This is a genomic window from Actinophytocola sp. (assembly GCF_049647105.1).
In the GTDB taxonomy this organism is placed as follows: Bacteria; Actinomycetota; Actinomycetes; order Mycobacteriales; family Pseudonocardiaceae; genus Actinophytocola.
The window spans coordinates 1-17805 of record NZ_JBARWZ010000216.1 but is presented as its reverse complement, the minus strand read 5'-3'; the positions used below and the strand labels follow the sequence as shown (position 1 = coordinate 17805).

The following is a 17805-nucleotide window of genomic DNA, read 5'->3' as shown; positions in this document are numbered from 1 at the left end:
TGTGTCAGTAGACTTGAGCGTCGTGGCCGTCGAGGTTCGGTATCCCACCGCGGCGCACCGGCGTCTGGTGGACGAGATCCTTTCCAGCTTGCGGGCCAGGCCCGGGGTGGGCGGGGTGCTGCTGGGGGGATCGCTGGCGCGGGGGACCGCCCGGGATGACTCCGATGTGGACATTCTGGTGGTGGCGACCACCGATGACCGGCCGCGCATCCCTGGTTCGCTGCCGGTCGACTTGCTCGTCCGTACCGAGGAACAATGGCGGCGGTGCTTCACTCCCGACCGGGTCGGTGACGAGTCGTGGGGCTACGCCTTCCTTGACGGGGTGGTGTTGCACGACCCCGACGGGGTGGTCGCCGACCTGGTCACGCGAGCACGCGACTGCCACACGCGGTACCGCACACCGGCCTCGATCACGGCGCACTACGCCGCGCTGTGGCGCCACGTGCGCCCGAAGATGCTGGCCGTGCACCGCCGTGGTGATCCGGTGGAGGTCGGATGGGCGGCGGCGGCCATGACCAACGACCTGCTCCGTACCGCCTGGGCCGTCAACGACCTGCCCAACCCCTCCCTCGACCTGGGCACTGTCCAGCGGCACCTGGACGACCTGACAATCCCACCAGGCATCGCCGACCTGCTCCGGGCCCTCCTGCGCTCGTCCCCGCAAGAAGGCCTACGGGCTCAACTCGAGCTGCTGGGCACACTCGAGCCTCACCTCAGCGCACCGCCGGGCGGCACCAGGTCCGCGGGCAACTGAATCATCACCAGGACGCGGTGCTCGGCCGGTCTCGGTAGTGAGACCGGCCGAGGCAGGTGAACGGTTATGGGGTTGGCGGGAGGACGTTGTCCTTGTGTCCGCCGTCCATGTTTCCGGCTGGGGAGAAGTTCACGACGATGTAGGTGTCATGCCAGACGTTGTCCTCGGTGCCGCACACCCGGCCGGCACCGATTCTGGTGCTGCCCTTCCAGACGAGTTGGGTGAAGTGCCCGATCGCCTTTTTCGGGTCGGTGGAGGCGAAGGTCTCGTAGTTGTAGAACTTGATCTCGGCGTACCAGGCGTCGCTCGCTGCCGTGGCCGGTCCCTGGACGGGTTGGGACGAACTCGACGAGTAGAGGTTCTCGCCATACCCGCCAGTCCCGTCGTGGACGAGGGCCCCCTTCTCCGCGACGTGCTCAGCGCGGGACTTGGCGTAGGTGACGAGCTCCTGGTCGAGCTCCACGGGTGGAACTCCGTGCTTCGCTCGGTGCTGGTTGATGCTGTCCACCATGCTGTTCAGGAAATCCTGACTGGTTTGGTCGGAGTATCCAGATTTCATGTCGGTCTTTCCTTCTGTTGCGGATTGGGTCCGGTCAGGTGACCTCGATGGCGGCGCGGACGGCGGATTCGAGAGAGCCTTCGATCCAGGAGTGTTTGAGGGAGGCGTGTTCGCCTGCGAAGTGCACGGGTCCTTCCGGGGTGCTGACGCCGGGGTGGACCTCGGTGAGCTGTGCGGGGAGGAACACCGCGGCCTCGCCAAGGGCGTAGCGGTTGCGCAGCCAGCTCTGGGTCTGTCCTCGCCCGGTGTAGAAGGCCTCGACTCTGTTGCCGTGTATGGACTGCAGGCCGCGCAGCGCGAACCCGTACCGCTCCTCGTCGTCGAGTGAGTCCCATCGGCTGGCGTCGTCGGCCCAGCTGTAGCTGGCCAGCAGCACCCCGCCCCTGCTGTCGCCGATCTGGTGGGAGGGGTAGTAGACGAACCGGTTCGGCCAGTCGGTCAGGGAGCCGCCGCCGAAGATGTTGTCGGCGCGGCCCTTGTCGGTGCCGTAGCGGTCGTAGAGCCCCGGCCTGATCGCGTTCAGTTCGCGTCGCCAGTCCGCTTCGGTGAATTCCCACCAGCGTCTGCTGAACTCCAGCAGCACCTTGGTCGCGGAGTCGTAGTGCAGTTCGATGATCGCGCGCCGCTTGGGATAGGACATGAGGGGTTCGACGGCGACGTGCCGCAGGGCGGTGAACGGGATCGTCACGATGGCGACGTCCGCGGTGAAGGTCTCGGTCCTGGGGTTCGGGGTACCTGGCACCAACAGTGGAACACCGGCCACCGCGCCCGCGCCCGCGAGGAACGACCGCCTGCGCACCGGACTACCTGATTCACCGCCGCGACGAGTATTCATGTTCACCACATCGCCGGACCACGCCCATCCGTGACGAAAAAATACGCAACCACAGAGAATTGACCCATTCAGCCCATGCGGAATCAACCATGGCCTTGGATGGAAAATATCTGTCAAACGATACATTCAGGAATGTAGGTATGAATGCAGATGTTGTGATCAGATATCGATATCGGTCGATCAGTCCTCTGTGTACAAGAATTGACAAATCCAGGTTGGCCCACCCGAGGACGCCGGCAGGAGAGTGAACTGGACGAGCGATCACCCCGACCTCGCCAACTGGCTCCTCGGCCGACTGCCCGAGTGACCCGGCCGGCGGCCCCCGGCCCACCGGTTCCTCGCGAGCGCGTCGCGGACGGTTGTCGACCCAGCCGGGGGTGGCCGGTGGTGCGAGCCACCGGCGGGTAGTCGTGTGCCAGGTGTGCGTGGACGTGTTCGGCGGGGCACCGTTCGAGATCCGTGTGTTGCGTGGGCGGCGTGCCGAGATCTCCAGGCGATGTCGACGCTGCGTAGCCGTGCTGGCCGAGAGTCACCACGCCGCGTCCCGGTGCGGCTGGACCGTCGACGGTTCCCATGGCGGCGAGGTCTGTCCATTGTGGCAGCCAGCGGCCATGGCAGGGCCGCGAATGCCCATTGTGGATGAACGGTTTGTGCTGGTAGTGCGCCCGGAAGTGCTTCTGCCACAACCGGCTCTGGATGTCAAGGCAAATGTGGGTTTGATGGTTGTCCGACCAACTGTGGGTATCGGATTCGCCATCCGATGGTGTAACAAGGACTCTCACGATCGCACGCGGCGGACCGATCCTCGACGGAAGGTGCTTGCCAGATGGCGCCCCTTGACATCGCTGCTGGTCGGACCGGAGTGGACGTTCTGGAGTGGAGCCGTGCACTCGTGGAGCCGGCTCTGCGGGCGGCGGTAGCCCGGTTACCGGAATCGGTGGGCCGGATCGCCGGTTACCACTTCGGTTGGCGGGACGAGCGGGGCACACCGATCGACGGCTGCCAGACGGGCGGCAAGGCGATCCGGCCCGCGTTGGTGTTGCTCGCGGCGAAGGCCGTGGGCGGCACCCCCGAACAAGCCCTGCCCGCGGCGTGTGCCGCGGAGCTGGTACACAACTTCTCCCTGCTGCACGACGACGTCATGGACCGCGACCTGACGCGCAGGCACCGGCCGACCAGCTGGACCGTTTTCGGCTCCAGCGCGGCGATCCTGGCTGGTGACGCCCTGCTCACCCTGGCGTTCGACGTACTCGCCGACGCCGAGCGGTCCGAGGTGGCGACCGGGATGCGCACGCTCTCGCCGGTCCTGTACGACCTGGTCGACGGGCAGTGCGCGGACATCCTGTTCGAGGAGCGCGCGGACGTCGACCTCGCGGAGTGCGTGCGGATGGCGGCAGGCAAGACCGGTGCGCTGCTGGGCGGCGCGTGCAGCCTCGGCGCGATCTTCGGTGGTGGCGGCCGGACCCAGGTCGACCGGCTGCGCGAGTTCGGTGAACACGTGGGGCTCGCGTTCCAGTTCGTGGACGACCTGCTCGGCATCTGGGGTGACCCCGACGTCACCGGCAAGCCCGTGTACTCGGATCTGGTCAACCGCAAGAAGTCCCTGCCGGTGGTCGCCACGCTCACGTCCGGCACCCCGGCCGGGGACGAACTGGCCGAACTGTACTTCCGCGACGGCGAACTGACCGGCGGCGAGCTGACTCGTGCCGCGGAGCTGATCGAGTCGGCCGGCGGGCGCGCCTGGGCCGAGAACCAGTCCCGGGAGCACCTCGAGCTGGCGCTGGCCTGCCTGCGTGACGTCGGGTTGGATCAACGCGGCGCGGCCGAGCTGGCCGCGCTGGCCCGGCTGGCCGTGCACCGTGATCACTGACCTGACAACAGAACAGCGAGGAAGGGCGGGCATGCGGAACCTGACCGACGAGGCGGACCGGATCGTCGATGTGCTCGGTGAGCGGCCGGTGGCCGCGATGGCATACTCCACCGCCTGGGCCGCGCGACTGGCGACCGACGACGGCGCGCCGGTGTTCCCCGGGGCTCGGGAGTGGCTGCGTACCCACCAGCACGGCGACGGCTCGTGGGGCGGCTCGGTACCCAACCCGTACGACCGGTTGGTGTCCACGGCAGCCGCCGTGCTGGCGTTGCGGGAGCTGCCGGACGACTGGGCCGCACAGGCGATCCGCGCGGGCGTCGGCTATCTCCGCGACCACGCCACGGACTGGCAGGGCGCGGTCGGGGAGCCGATCGGGTTCGAGGTCGTGGCACCTCATCTGGTCGCGGAGGCGCAGTCGGCTGGCCTGTTCGCCATGGACTCGCTCGCCGAGCTGGTGCGGCTGCGTGACGACAAGCTCTCCCGCGTGCCACCAGGCGCGCTGGCCAAGCAGCCGACCGGGTTGCTGTACTCGCTCGAGGCGCTCGGCGAGCTCGTTCCCCTGCCCGAGATGGCCAGGTTCGCCGCGGTGAACGGGTCGATGGCCAACAATCCCGCCGCGACGGGAGCGTTGTGGGAGGCCACGAACGACCAGGCGGCGCTGGGTTATCTGCACGAGGCGGCACGGTCCGCTGGCGACGGTGGTATGCCCGAGATCTATCCCATCAACGTGTTCGAGCCGTCGTGGGTGATCTACCTGCTCGGCCGCGCGGGCCTGGTGCCCGCCGGTGCCCGCGAACACGTTGCGCGCCTGGCGAAGCTGCCTGGTGCCACGAGCGAGCCGATCGGGGTCAGCGAGGAGTTCCCCGTGCCGGACTCCGACGACACGGCCATGGTCGCCAACCTGTCGCACGCGTTCGGCCACGACGCCACGCCGCTGCTGGAGTCCTTGCTGTCCTTCGAGACCGACACCCACTTCGTCGGGTTCGCCCACGAGCGGGGTGCTCCGGTGAGCGCGAACGGCCGGGTCCTCGAGGCACTCTGCCAGCAGGAACAACGGTTCGCGCCGCAGATCGCCAAGGCGCGGGACTTCCTGCTCGACGTGCGCCGTGATTCGGCATGGTGGTACGACAAGTGGCACCTGTCCGCCTACTACGCCACCGCGCAGGCGGTGTTCGGGCTGGCCGGTATCGTGCCGGCGAACACACTGACCGGGACCTGGCAGTGGCTGCTGGATGGCCAGCACGCGGACGGATCCTGGGGCCTGGCAGGCGGTCTGCCCGAGGAGACCGCCTACGCGGTGCACTCACTGGACGCGCTCGAGCCGCACCTCGGGCCGGTGCCTGCCGACACCTACCGGCGGGCCGCCGCGTACCTGCGAGAACACCTCGACGCGACCGACTACGCCGAGCTGTGGATCGGCAAGGGCCTCTACACACCGCCCGCGGTTGTCAGGGCAGCGGTGCTGTCCGCGTACGCGCTGAGCAAGAAGGGGATCGATGACTGACACGATGTTTCCGCCGGTCGACCAGTGCGTCTCGGTGATGAGACTGGGCTTGGACGCACTCGGTGACCTGGAACGCTGGATGGCCAAGGAACACCCCGGCTACGAGAGCCGGACGATGGCGGCCATCGCCTTCAGCGAGGCGGGGATCGGGCCGTGGGCCACCGGCGAGCAGCTCCGGCTGCCAACGCGGATGGCCATGTGGGTCATCGTTCTCGACGACTACATCGAGCAGGAGATCACCGAACGCGAACACCTCGACGAGCTCGTCGACCGCTGCAACGCCGTGGTCCGCACCGGCCTGCGCGACGACAGCCATCCGCTGACCGCCAGCCTTTCCGGGTGGCAGGAGGAGGCGTCCGCCCTGCCGACCTACCCGGCGCTGGCCTCGTTGTGGGAGGAGAGCGTCGCGAGGACCCTGGACGGCTACCGGTACAATTGGATCGCAGGCTGGGCGCGCGAGCGGGGCGAGATCCCACCCGGCATCACCATGGATGTCGAGGAGCACCTGGCGCACATCGGCAGCAGCGCCATCGGCCAGGTGCATGTGCCGAGATGGCTCACCTACGGCGGCGACACGTTGTGGGAGCACATGGACGTGCTCCTCCCGGCGCTGGAGGACACCCACTTCGTCTGCCGCCTGGCCAACGACCTCGGCACCATCTCCCGCGAGCGGGACCAGCCCGGCCAGAACAACATCCTGATGTACGAAGGGGTGTCCGAGGACTGGGTGCGTGACCTGCTCGGCAGCCGGATGGCGTCGGTCCGGCGTCATCTCGCCCCACTGCTCGCCGAGGGGAACCTGGACGCCATCGGTGTCCTCCGGCTCGCCGAGTGGTGTGAGTACCAGTACCTCGGCAGCCACGTCGGCGAGTTTCTCGTGCACGGCGTGGACTGACCATACTGTCCCAAACCCGAAAACCGCCGGTCGAACGGAGTATCAGCACAATGAGCGCGGCATCACCCGATACAGGCGTGTCGGTCCGTGATTTCAACCACCACAGCGATCCCGCGGTGCGTGTCGATCCCTTCACCGCGTTCGACCGGTTCCGTGACGAGCGGGTGTTCTGGACCCCGGATCTGGACGGCTTCTGGGTCCTCACCCGGCACACCGACATCCGCGCGGTACTCAGGGACACGGACGCGTTTTCCAGCCAGCACACCTCGATCCCACCCGCCGGCTGGCCGCGTCCCCTGATGCCGGTCGAGCTGGACCCGCCGGACCACGGCCGCTACCGCGCGCTGCTGGCGCGGTGCCTGAACGGCAAGGCGGGCAACGTCATCGCGAAGGCGGTCGAGGCGGAGTCCGCCCGCCTGGTCGAGCGGCTGGCCCCGTTGGGGGAGTGCGACCTCGTCGTGGACTTCGCCAGGCCACTGCAGAACGCACTGTTCGCCGCGCTGTTCGACGTGCCGGAGGAGGAGACGAAGGCCTGCGCACAGTGGGCCGACGACCTGCTCCAGGACGTCGACCCCGACCGTCGTTCCCGCGCGACGAAGGACTTCATGGCGTACGTGGGGCGAGCCATCACCGAGTACTCGACGGGGGAGCGGCAGGGCGACGGCAGCGGGCTGCTCGACCTGCTCTCGAGTGCCGAGGTCGACGGTGAGCCGCTGACCAGGGAACAGGCCCTGGACATGGCTTTCCTCATGGGTATGGCCAGCCTCGACACGCTGACGAACTCGGTCAGCTTCACTTTCCGTTACCTGGCCGAGAATCCCGAGCACCAGCACCGGCTCGCCGCCGAGCCGGCGATCGCGGGGCGGGCCGCCGAGGAGCTGCTGCGGCTGCACTCGGTGGTCAGCGTCGCCCGCACCGCCATCAAGGACATCGAGGTCGCCGGTGTCCGCATCCGGGCAGGGGACCGGGTTCTGTGCAGCCTGTCGCTCGCCGGGCGAGACCCGCACAACTATCCGGAGCCGGCTGAGGCGGACTTCGACCGGTCGAACAGCGCGACCCACGTCGCCTTCGGCTTTGGCGCGCATCGCTGTCTCGGCGCCCGCGTGGCCACCCAGGGCCTGGCCGCCGCACTGCGTGACTGGCACTCATCCATTGTGGACTACCGGGTGCGGCCGGACGCCGATCTGGTCATGGACGGCGGCGCCGTGTGCTCGCTGGAGAACCTGCCGATGGTCTGGACGGTGTGACACCGATGGGCCGGCAGTCCCGCCGGCCCATCGATGTCATGTGATCAGGCGTCTTCGAGGATGAAGTCGGCCGCGCGCCAGGCCAGCGCCGAGATCGGGCCGTTCAGGTTGCCGGAGACCATGACCGGCAGCACCGAGGCGTCCACGACGCGCAGGCCCGCCACGCCACGCACCCGCAGGCGCGAGTCGACCACGTCGTCGTCGTTCGGCCCCATCGCGGCGGTCCCGATGGCGTGGAACCCACAGGTGCCACCGACCAGCGCGAAGTCCAGGATCTCCTGGTCGGTCTGCACCCCGTGCCCCGGCGCGGTTTCGTGCTCGATCCGCTTCGCGAGCGCGCTAGTGGCGAACAGCCTGCGCATGACCCGGAAGGCGTCCACGGACGTCGTACGGTCGTGCTCGGTGGCGAAGTAGTTCGCGTCGATGTCCATCGGTGCGTCGGGATCCGCCGAGGTGATGCGGACGCCGCCCTCGCTGTCCGGGCGCAGCAGGTAGGCGATGCAGAGCATGCCCGGCTCCCGCTCGAGCTGGATGCCCTTGCTCGGGTCGGGCGGCCCCATCGAGTAGGGCGCGATCTGCAGCTGTGCGTCCGGACGGTCGAGCTCGGGACGGGTCTTGAAGAACCCGACGATGTCGAACGACGGCGCGGCAAGGGGTCCGCCACCGGTCGTCTGGTACTCCTCGAACGCCTGCGCCTGACCTTCCGGCGTGGCAAGGATCTTGTTGTAGCCGAGGTCCTCGTTGAGCCGGACCTGCATGGTCAGCACGCGGTGCTCACGCATCCTGGCGCCGACGTTCTGGCTGACCACCTCGACGTCGACGCCGGCCTCGGCCAGGGTCTTCGGGTCGCCGATGCCGGACAGCTGCAGGATCTTCGGCGTCGCGAGCGCGCCGGAGGAGAGGATCACCTCGCGCGTGGCGGTGTACTCGACGGCCTGCCCGTCCTGACGGCCCTGGATGCCGACCGCGCGCCCGTTGTCGAGCACCACCTTGTCGACGACCGTGCGCACCGCGACCGTCAGGTTGGGCCGGTCCTCGACGGGGTGCAGGAAGGCGTCCGCGGCACTGGTCCGCCGACCGTCGCGAATGGTCGCCATCGCGTAGCCGATGCGCTCCTCGTCGTTCTCGTTGAGGTCACGCACCTGCTGCCAGCCGAGCTCGCTACCCGCGGTGATCACGTCTTCCAGCAACGGATCGCCGCCATCGGCGGTCGACACACGCAGCGGGCCGCCGACACCGCGGACCTCGGAAGCGCCGTGGGGGTGGTCCTCAATGGTCTTGAAGACGTCGAGCATGTCGTCCCAGCCCCAGCCGGGGTTGCCGAGTTCGGCGAGTGCGTCCCAGTCCGCGCGCTGACCACGATTGTAGACCATGCCGTTGACCGCGCTGGAACCGCCGAGTGTCTTGCCACGCACCCAGACCTCGGGCTGCTGCGCGGGCCCGAACGGACGGGTGGGGAAGTGCCACACCGTGTTCGGGTCACCCATCAGCTGGCCGAAACCCCTCGGCATCGCGATGAGTGGGTTGGTGTCCTGGTCGCCCGCCTCGACCAACAGCACCTTGACCTCAGGGTTCGCGGAGAGGCGATTGGCGAGTACGCACCCCGCCGGTCCGGCGCCGACGATGACGTAGTCGAACTGTGTCACGGAAACTCCCGTTCTGGTCGCTGATCCATCGAGGTCCGGAATGAGGAACCAAGTTTAGGCGGGCACAGTAGTACGCCCCGTTCGCCATGGATAGGCCATGGACGGGGCCATGCAGAGGACATGGAGAGGACGTCGACAGGCCGCCGCATCGGGTGGTCGTCCTCGCCGTCCGGACGCGGGTGTCCACTGTGGGACGATCTTGATGAAGATTCAACAACCCTGCTACCAGGGCTTTTCCGGATCCACGGCCGGTTTGCGCCAAAAGAGGATCGCCAGTTTCACGATGGTGGAGGACATCTACTAGGGTGTCTCGCATTCGACGACGGACCTGGCGCGAGCCCGGGACCTATCGAGGTCACGGCGGTGGTGTCGGGGTCTGACAGTTGTGTGCCGAGCCACCGCGTTGACGTACCAAGGGAGTCGGGTCCCGTGAGCCTTGCCAGGAAAGAAGGCCGGAAAGGCCGGAGCATCAGGCTACGGATGCTCGCCATCGTGCTCGTCCCCAGCGCGGCGTTGTTGATCATCGGCGTCGGTGCGTCCGGTTACCTGGTCTACGACGGTTACGACGCCCAGAAGTGGGCGACCACGATGCAGGACACCGTTCCGCCCGGCACCCGGTTCGCCGCGGGCGCCCAGGAGGAGCGCAGGCTGAGCCTGCAGGTGCTCGGCGGCGACAAGTCCGCCATGCCGGAGCTCGAGCAGGCCCGCGCGGAGTTTGACCAGGCAATCGCCGGTATCAAGGGCCTGCTGGGCGGCTTGAACGACCTCAACCCGGAGGCCATCGAGCAGGCCAACAAGATCTTCCCGAAGTTGATCGGGGAACAGCTTCCGCAGATCCGCCAGGGCGTGGACGCCGGCGTCGTGCCGTGGAAGGACGTCTACGCGTTCTACAGCGGCGTTGTCGATCTCATCAAGCTCGGCCTGCAGGGCATCGCGGCGACGGCGCCGGACTCCAAGACCGCGGTCGAGGAGTCGACGGCGACGACACTGTTCGCCGTCGCCGACTCGATGTCCCGTGCGAACGCGCTGGCGGTCAACGGTGCGGTCGACGGTGGGCTCACGGTCGAGACATACTCGGAGTTCTCCCGTCAGGTCGGTCGCTACCACACCGACATGGAGCAGGTGCTTCCACTGCTCATCCCGGAACTGCAGCAGCGGTACACCGAACTCGCCAAGAGCCCGGAGTGGGCGCGGTTGAGCGAAGTGGAGGGTGCGCTACTACTCCAGATGCCGGGTACCGGTGTCCCCCAACTGCCGGTCACGCTCGAGGAGTGGCAGGAAGCGGCGTCGGTGGTGAACACCGAACTGCTGGACATCTACTCCGACCACCACACCTACGCCGAGGGTTTCGCCGCGGACACCGGCGAGGAGACGTTCCGCAACTCGCTGCTCGGCGGGGGCGCGGTCCTGCTCATCACGCTGATCGCCACGTTCGTCGCCATCCGGCTGTCGAACCGGGTGGTCAGGCGGATGAAGAAGCTGCGCATGGAGACGCTGGAGCTGGCCGACATGCGCCTGCCCCGCATCGTGCAACGGCTGCGTAGCGGCGAGCAGATCGACATCAACCGCGAGGTGCCCGCACTGGACTACGGCAACGACGAGCTGGGTCAGGTCGCGGGCGCGTTCAACCAGGCACAGCGCACCGCGGTCGCCGCGGCCGCACAGGAAGCCGAGATCCAGAACGGCGTGCGGACCGTGTTCCTGAACATCGCGCACCGCAGCCAGCTCGTGGTGCGCCGCCAGCTCGAGGTGCTGGACAAGGCCGAGCGCGAGCAGGAGGACCCAGACCAGCTGGAGCTGTTGTTCCAGCTCGACCACCTGGCCACCCGCGCCCGGCGCAGCGCGGAGAACCTGCTCATCCTCGGTGGTGAACGGCCAGGCAGGCGGTGGCGCAACCCCGTGCCGCTCGTGGAGATCGTGCGCAGCGCGATCGGCGAGACCGAGCACTACCGCCGCGTGAACACCGGCCGCATGCCCGACCTGTTGATCTCGGGCGCGGCGGTCGCCGACATCATCCACCTGCTGGCCGAACTCGTCGACAACGCGACGGCGTTCTCGCCGCCGGAGTCCCGGGTGGAGGTGCGCAGCAACAGGGTCGGCCGCGGTGTCGTGGTCGAGATCGAGGACCAGGGTGTTGGCCTGTCCCGCGAGGAACGCGACGACATCAACAACTTCCTGCAGAACCCGCCCGACTTCGGCGTGATGGCGCTGACGGAGGAAGAGGCGCGGCTGGGCCTGTTCGTGATCTCCCAGCTGGCGTCCCGGCATGGCGTCAGCGTCACGCTGGTCGACTCCGCCTACGGTGGTGTCCGGGCGATCGTGTTGATCCGGTCGTCCCTCATCGCGGATTCTGGAGAAAGCGTGCCCCACGAAGAGGACCTGCAGTCCGGCACCGGGCAGACCGGGCAGACCACCGCCGACCTGCGGTCGGACCTTCCCGCACCGCGGCAGGAGCTGGCCGAGCAGACGGCGACGGCGCCGCCCGCGCGTACCAGGCTCCGCGCGTCCTTCCCGGATGACCTGTCCTGGCCGGAGGAGAGCCCCGCCGAGCAGACGGTCCGCTGGAACGCCTGGGGGTCATCGAGCAACGGCGGCACACCGCCGCCACCGGGCAACGGCACGCCGCCCCCGGGCACACCGCCGCCACCGCCGCCCCCTCAGGACCCCACGGTCGCGCGGGACATGGGAACCCGTGGCAGGGCGGCCCCCGACCCCGGTCCCGCCACCGACGGCAACGGACGCGCGGAGGGTGGCGGCCAGGGCGGCAAGCGGCCGTTGCCACGCAGGCGCAGGCAGGCGAACATCGCGCCACGGCTTGCCGCGGAGGACGAGCCCTGGCCCGGGGAGCCGGACATGTCCGAGGCTGTCGACCCGGCACTGCTGGCGGAGAAGGCGCGGCACCGGATGGCCGCGCTGCAGCGGGGCACTCGCGAGGGACGCGCCGCCGAGTGAACCCCGACTTTTCGACTACCCGGACCCATGTCCGGAAGGAAGGCAGGAGGGCCGTGGAGGATATCAACCCGAGCGATCTGAACTGGATGCTCGACGAACTGGTGTCGCGGGTAGTCGGCGCCCAGTACGTGGCGGTGCTCTCCAACGATGGACTTTGTGTCGGCAAGTCCCGCAGTCTGGGCAGAGACGACAGCGAACATCTCTCGGCGATGGCGTCCGCCTTCCAGAGCCTTGCGCGCGGGGTCGGTCGCCACTTCAGGGCCGGGCACGTCCGCCAGACCGTGGTCGAGCTCGACGAGGCCTTCCTCGTGGTGACGGCGGCGGGTAACGGTGCGTGTATGGCGTTGCTCGCCACCGCCGACGCCGACATCGGCATGGTGGCCTACGAGATGAACCTGATGGTCAAGAAGGTCGGCAAGTTCCTGATCGCGCAACCACGCGTACCCAACATGTGAACGGCTTAGGCAGTCATGAAGCACGGTCGGGATTCCTGGTACGACGATGATGCCGGGCCACTGGTCCGGCCGTACACCGTGACGCGTGGTCGCACCAAGTCGACCCGTCCCGACCTCAACCTGATAACACTGGTGGTAACCGCGGCGAACGAACACGCGGGGATGGATCCCGAGTACGTCGACATTCTGCGGCTCTGCCACTATCCACTGTCGCTCGCCGAGATCGGCGCCAAACTGGGGCTCGCGCTCGCGGTAGTGAAGATCCTTGTAGGAGATCTCATCGAGCAGGGCTACCTGAACTTCAGTTCACCACCGTCCCCATTGGACACGGAAACCCCGGACATCCACATTCTGCAGGCGGTACTTGATGGCATCCGTAGGCTCTGACCCCGCTACCCGATCGCCGCTCGGGACCTCGGCGCTGAAGATCCTTGTCGCGGGCGGGTTCGGTGTCGGCAAGACCACCCTGGTCGGCTCCGTCAGCGAAATCCCGCCGCTGCGCACCGAGGAAATGCTCAGCGAGATCGGCGGGGAAGTGGACAACCTCGAGGGGGTGGAGAGCAAACGGACCACGACGGTCGCGCTGGACTTCGGCCGAATCACCGTCAACGACGCGTTGATCCTCTACCTGTTCGGCACTCCCGGCCAGGAGCGCTTCTGGTTCATGTGGGACGAGCTGGCACTTGGCGCGCTCGGCGCGGTGGTACTCGCCGACACCCGCAGGCTGGACGGAAGCTTCGCCGCCGTGGACTTCTTCGAGCGCCGCCAGATCCCGTTCATCGTGGCGGTGAACAACTTCTACGGCCACCAGCTCTACAGCGCCGACGAGGTCCGCGAAGCCATCGACCTGGACCAGGGCGTCCCGATCGTGCAGTGCGACGTGCGCCACCGGGAGTCGAGCAAGGTCGTCCTGACCACCCTGCTCGAGGACCTCATCGCGCGCGCCACCCAGAAGGCGGCCCGTCGCTGATCCACAGTGGACGATCGAACCGGTTTTCACCACCGAAGCTTGCCTCAGCCGTGAGCAGTTCCACCCCAACGTGGAGGGCGCGGCCGCCTATGCTGTGGTTCCGCGGCGCATGCTGGACGAGATCGGATACACCCGACGATGACTGATGACGTGACACCGGCCAGATTGCCCACTGTCGCACGCGTGGCGATCGGGGTTCTGCTGGCCGGTTTCGCTCTCATCATGATTGGCTTGCTGGTGTTCCCACGCCTGGTGTTTCCCCGTAATCGTCCCGTCAGCGAGCCTCTCCTGGCCACCGAGAGCAACGCGCGGGTCGCCGCCGATCGACTCGACTTCTCGATGTCCGACCAGGAGATCACGGACGCGGTGCTGTGGCAACCAGGTGCTGTGGTCGGTGCCCTTCGTCGTGAAGGCGACGTCATCACAGTGCTCGTGTCGGTGCCGGACTCGATCGTCGAACCGCGGACGCACGCGTGCTATCGGTTCACCTTGCGTCGGCACCGCGAGGTGTCCTACGAGGAAGCTCAAGGCTGTCCGGCCGTGCGGTCGCCATGATTCGCCTGGGGCACCAGCGATGGCAGGTCCACTACCACGCGGCCGCGCCGCGTGTCGGTTGTCCTGCCGGTTGACAGCGCGATAATCGCTCGGAATTTCAACCATGGCGAACCCGACTACCAGGATCTGACCGGCTACGAAGCCAGTGTCAATCAGCTGTACGTTCCCGATGACGGCATTGATCCGGCGGCGGACGACGCCCTGGCGGTGCTCGCGGCCAGGGGTCACCGGCTCGCCCACGAACTCCTTGTGCGAGTCGACATCGACGTGGCACCAACGGTGTTGATCGCCTATGTCAATGTTGGCGTCTGGTTCGAGGGGCGGCCAGGCGGGAACCTGCACCTCCACGAAGTTCATCATGATGAGCCCACCTGGGCCGATATCGATTATCTCGACGGTTACCAGAACGATGGAGTGATGGCGATCATCGCCGATCGCCGGCCGCATTCCCGGTGAGGTGATCTCACCATTGTTCGCGTGACTCGGTCGTGTGGGATTGCGGCAGTATGCTCGGGGTCACGACATGGGTGGGTGGCTGATGTCAGCAGAGAAGCGCAGGCACGTCGGATCACCGGCTCCCAGGCGGGAGGATGCCCGGCTCATCACCGGCCGGGGGCGGTTCGTCAGCGCGGTGCGGTTGCCGGACTCGGTGCACGCGGTGGTGCTTCGCAGCGAGGTCGCCCACGGCCGGGTACGCGGTTGCGATGTCGGGAAGGCGCGGGCCGCGGCGGGTGTTGTGGACGTCATCACGGTCGAGGACGCGCGTGGCGTTGAGCTGCCGTGCTCCAGCCTTGGGCCTGACCGGCCCACCCACTACCCGGTGCTGGACGACGTCGTGCGCTACGTCGGACAGCCGACCGCGGTGGTGGTGGCCGAGACCGCGGCGGCCGCGCAGGACGCCGCCGCTCTGGTCGACGTCGACATCGAGCCGTTGCCCCCGGTGGTGGGGCTGGAGACGGCGATGGAACCGGAGGCCGCCCTGCTCTACCCCGAGTGGGGAACCAACGTCGGCACCGACTTCCCGGTGGGTGACGTCGCGGCCGCCACGGCGGTCGCAGAGCACGTCGTGGAGATGACGTTCCGGCTCGCACGGGTCGCGCCGAGGCCGATGGAGCCGCGTGGCGTGGTCGCCGACTACGACGGCGAGACTCTGACCGTGCGAACGGGGACCCAGGCCCCGCACTTCGTGCGTGACCAGGTGGCCGGGGCGTTGGGTCTTGCGGTCAACGCGGTGCGTGTCCTCGGTTGTGATGTCGGTGGCGGATTCGGGGCCAAGGAACACGTCTACCCGGACGAGGTGTTGATCTGCCTGGCCGCGGTTCGGCTGCGCAGGCCCGTCAGCTGGAGTGAGGCGCCCGGCGACCACTTGACCGCCACCCTGCACGCACGCGACGCGGCCCACCGCGGCCGCCTCGCGCTGGCCGCGGACGGCCGGTTCGTCGCGCTCCACTGCGACATCATCGGTGATCTCGGCGCCCACTCGTCGAACGTCGGGCCTGGCCCGCTCGCGGTGTCGGCGTTGCTGTCACCCGGCCCGTACCGGTTCGACGCGGTGGGCGCGCGCGTGCGCGGGGTGGTCACGACGACCACCCCGACCGGGTCGTACCGGGGTTTCGGTCAGCCGGAGGTCACCTGGACGCGTGAACGGCTCATCGACGAGGCCGCCCGCCTGCTCCGCGTGGACCCGGTAGACCTGCGGCTGCGCAACATGATCGACCCGCACGAGGTCCCGGTCATGACGGGCATGGGACAGGCGTACGACTCCGGTGATTACGCCGACGGTCTGCGAAAGCTGCGCGACCAGGTGCGGAGCCGGCACGTCGAGGACGGGCGCAGGCGCGGCGTCGGATACTCCTGCCACGTCGAGATGACCGGCGTCGGGCCGTCCAAGGCGATGAAGACCGATGGCTACATGGCGGGTGGCTTCGAGAACGCTGTCGTGCGCATGGAACCGGACGCCTCCGTCGTCGTCCACACTGGACTCGCCGGCATGGGGCAGGGCATCGAGACCACGCTCGCGCAGCTGGCCGCCGACGAACTTGGCGTCCCGCTGGACCACGTCCGGGTCGTGCTGGGCGACACCGCGGTGACGCCGTACTCGCCCATCGGCTCGATCGCGAGCCGATCACTCGCGGTCGGCGGCGGGGCGCTCATCCACGCGGCGACCGCCCTGCGCGACAAGCTGCTCACGATCGCCGCGCACCAACTCGAGGTCGCGACCGGCGACCTGGAGATCGCGGACGGCACCGTCCGGGTCCACGGTGTGCCGGGCGCCGAGGTCGCCATCGTCGACCTCGCGACCTCCGCGTGGCGCGGCTGGGATCTCCCGGACGGGGTGCGCCCCGGCCTCGAAGAGCAAGCCACCTACGACCCGCCCGCCTACCTGTACTCCTCCGGTGCGCACGCCGCGGCCGTGGCGGTCGACCCGTTGACCGGTGCGGTCGAGATCGAGGGGTTCTGGGTCGTCAACGACTCCGGCGTCCTGGTCAACCCGGCGATCGTCGACGGGCAGATCCGAGGGGGAGTCGTGCAGGGCATCGGCATGGCGCTGTACGAGCAGGTCAGCTACGCACCGGACGGTCAACCCTCCGCCACCTACGACCTGCCCACCGCGGTGGAGGCACCGGACATCGACATCGTCCACCAGCAGACCCCGTCCCCGGTGACACCAGGCGGGTCAAAGGGAGTAGGCGAGTCCGGGACCATCAGCTCACCCGCCGCCGTTGGCAACGCGATCGCCGCCGCCCTGCCCGAGATCGCCGATCTGATCACCGCCACACCGCTCACACCACAGGTCCTCCAACGAATGTTGACCGACCGGAACCGCTAGGGCCTTCCTTCCCCGCCGCCCCAGGGGGTCGGCAAAGTCATGTGCTCCGCCTTGAACGGCGCGTTCGGGACGCTGAGCCTGGATCCACCGTTGCGGTTTGCTTCGCCGTTTGCCTCCGGCGGCTCCTCGCCGGAGGGGCAGGTCTGCAGGATGGCGGGGATCCCCTTGGTGGTGGGCTTTGCGCCCTCGGGACGCGATGCCCTGCGTCTTTCGGGACGTTGAGCCTGGATCCACCGGTTGCGGTTGCCTCGCCTTCGCTGGGTTTGCCTCCGGCGGCTCCTCGCCGGAGGGGCAGGTCTCCAGGATGGCCTGGGGTTTCGAGGTTTCTTGCGTTGGGTTCGGGTCTGCCTGCCATCCCGTCGACCTCACTTCGTGCTATCACACCGCGTCAAGGGGGCGGTTCCAGCGTGTGGCGCCGGTTTGGGTGGTTGGTGCCCCCTTGACACGGTGTGATCGGGCGTTGCCAGGTCGACGGGATGGCAGGGAGCCCCTTTGGTGGCGGGCTTGCGCCCCTTCGGGGCGTCGGGCACCACACCCTGCGGGTGCTATGCCCCGAAAGGCGCTTTCGGGGCATAGTTGGTGCCACGAAAGCCGCCTTTGGGACGCTCAACGCCCTGAAAGCGCCTTTCGGGACATCGCGCCAGTCCGCCACCTCTGACAGAACACCGCAGGGGCGGGCGCTACGCGCCCGGGCCCGCGAAGCGGGCTTGACCAGACCGACGCCCATCGCACG

At 68.1% G+C, this 17805-nt stretch carries 15 protein-coding genes; 12 read left to right on the top strand and 3 right to left on the bottom strand.

Annotation, left to right across the window (positions count from 1 at the left end):
- Nucleotides 1-22 precede the first annotated feature (22 nt).
- On the top strand, nt 23-754 hold the full coding sequence (locus WBA97_RS25330) for a nucleotidyltransferase domain-containing protein (protein WP_424233417.1): 732 nt from the start codon (nt 23-25) through the stop codon (nt 752-754).
- 64 nt (nt 755-818) lie between these two features.
- On the opposite strand, the gene WBA97_RS25325 is transcribed toward WBA97_RS25330, so the two are convergent.
- A complete protein-coding gene (locus WBA97_RS25325) occupies nt 819-1265 on the bottom strand; it encodes a CAP family protein (protein WP_424233416.1) in 447 nt (148 codons plus the stop codon).
- Between the two features lie 82 nt (nt 1266-1347).
- Complete coding sequence (locus WBA97_RS25320; RefSeq protein WP_424233415.1) at nt 1348-2148, bottom strand: flavin monoamine oxidase family protein; 801 nt, start codon at nt 2146-2148, stop codon at nt 1348-1350.
- Nucleotides 2149-2974: 826 nt separating this feature from the next.
- On the opposite strand from WBA97_RS25320, the gene WBA97_RS25315 reads away from it, so the two are divergent.
- The 4 genes from WBA97_RS25315 to WBA97_RS25300 all read left to right on the top strand — a co-directional run bounded on the left by WBA97_RS25315 (nt 2975) and on the right by WBA97_RS25300 (nt 7664).
- Nucleotides 2975-4018 carry a family 2 encapsulin nanocompartment cargo protein polyprenyl transferase gene (locus tag WBA97_RS25315; protein WP_424233414.1) on the top strand — a complete coding sequence of 348 codons (1044 nt, stop codon included), beginning with the start codon at nt 2975-2977 and terminating at the stop codon, nt 4016-4018.
- Nucleotides 4019-4049: 31 nt separating this feature from the next.
- Complete coding sequence (locus WBA97_RS25310; RefSeq protein ID WP_424233413.1) at nt 4050-5522, top strand: hypothetical protein; 1473 nt, start codon at nt 4050-4052, stop codon at nt 5520-5522.
- On the top strand, nt 5515-6417 hold the full coding sequence (locus WBA97_RS25305) for a terpene synthase family protein (protein WP_424233412.1): 903 nt from the start codon (nt 5515-5517) through the stop codon (nt 6415-6417). Before WBA97_RS25310 ends, WBA97_RS25305 begins: the two co-directional genes overlap by 8 nt.
- A gap of 77 nt (nt 6418-6494) precedes the next feature.
- Nucleotides 6495-7664, top strand: coding sequence for a cytochrome P450 (locus WBA97_RS25300; protein WP_424233411.1), 1170 nt, complete (start codon nt 6495-6497; stop codon nt 7662-7664).
- Between the two features lie 44 nt (nt 7665-7708).
- Here WBA97_RS25300 and WBA97_RS25295 read toward each other — a convergent pair whose 3' ends face one another.
- On the bottom strand, nt 7709-9310 hold the full coding sequence (locus WBA97_RS25295) for a GMC family oxidoreductase (RefSeq protein WP_424233410.1): 1602 nt from the start codon (nt 9308-9310) through the stop codon (nt 7709-7711).
- A gap of 480 nt (nt 9311-9790) precedes the next feature.
- On the opposite strand from WBA97_RS25295, the gene WBA97_RS25290 reads away from it, so the two are divergent.
- The 7 genes from WBA97_RS25290 to WBA97_RS25260 all read left to right on the top strand — a co-directional run bounded on the left by WBA97_RS25290 (nt 9791) and on the right by WBA97_RS25260 (nt 17072).
- Nucleotides 9791-12262 (top strand): nitrate- and nitrite sensing domain-containing protein, encoded by a 2472-nt coding sequence (locus WBA97_RS25290; RefSeq protein WP_424233409.1) that lies wholly within the window; start codon nt 9791-9793, stop codon nt 12260-12262.
- 86 nt (nt 12263-12348) lie between these two features.
- Nucleotides 12349-12717, top strand: coding sequence for a roadblock/LC7 domain-containing protein (locus tag WBA97_RS25285; protein WP_424233408.1), 369 nt, complete (start codon nt 12349-12351; stop codon nt 12715-12717).
- Nucleotides 12718-12732: 15 nt separating this feature from the next.
- Nucleotides 12733-13104, top strand: coding sequence for a DUF742 domain-containing protein (locus tag WBA97_RS25280; RefSeq protein WP_424233407.1), 372 nt, complete (start codon nt 12733-12735; stop codon nt 13102-13104).
- A complete protein-coding gene (locus WBA97_RS25275) occupies nt 13085-13687 on the top strand; it encodes a GTP-binding protein (RefSeq protein WP_424233406.1) in 603 nt (200 codons plus the stop codon). The genes WBA97_RS25280 and WBA97_RS25275 overlap by 20 nt, the downstream gene beginning before the upstream one ends.
- Nucleotides 13688-13870: 183 nt before the next feature.
- The gene (locus WBA97_RS25270) at nt 13871-14242 is read left to right on the top strand and encodes a hypothetical protein (protein ID WP_424233405.1); all 372 of its coding nucleotides are present in this window, start codon (nt 13871-13873) and stop codon (nt 14240-14242) included.
- A 51-nt stretch (nt 14243-14293) separates the two neighbouring features.
- Complete coding sequence (locus WBA97_RS25265; protein WP_424233404.1) at nt 14294-14698, top strand: hypothetical protein; 405 nt, start codon at nt 14294-14296, stop codon at nt 14696-14698.
- Nucleotides 14699-14780: 82 nt separating this feature from the next.
- Nucleotides 14781-17072 carry a xanthine dehydrogenase family protein molybdopterin-binding subunit gene (locus WBA97_RS25260; RefSeq protein ID WP_424233403.1) on the top strand — a complete coding sequence of 764 codons (2292 nt, stop codon included), beginning with the start codon at nt 14781-14783 and terminating at the stop codon, nt 17070-17072.
- Nucleotides 17073-17805: the final 733 nt, after the last annotated feature.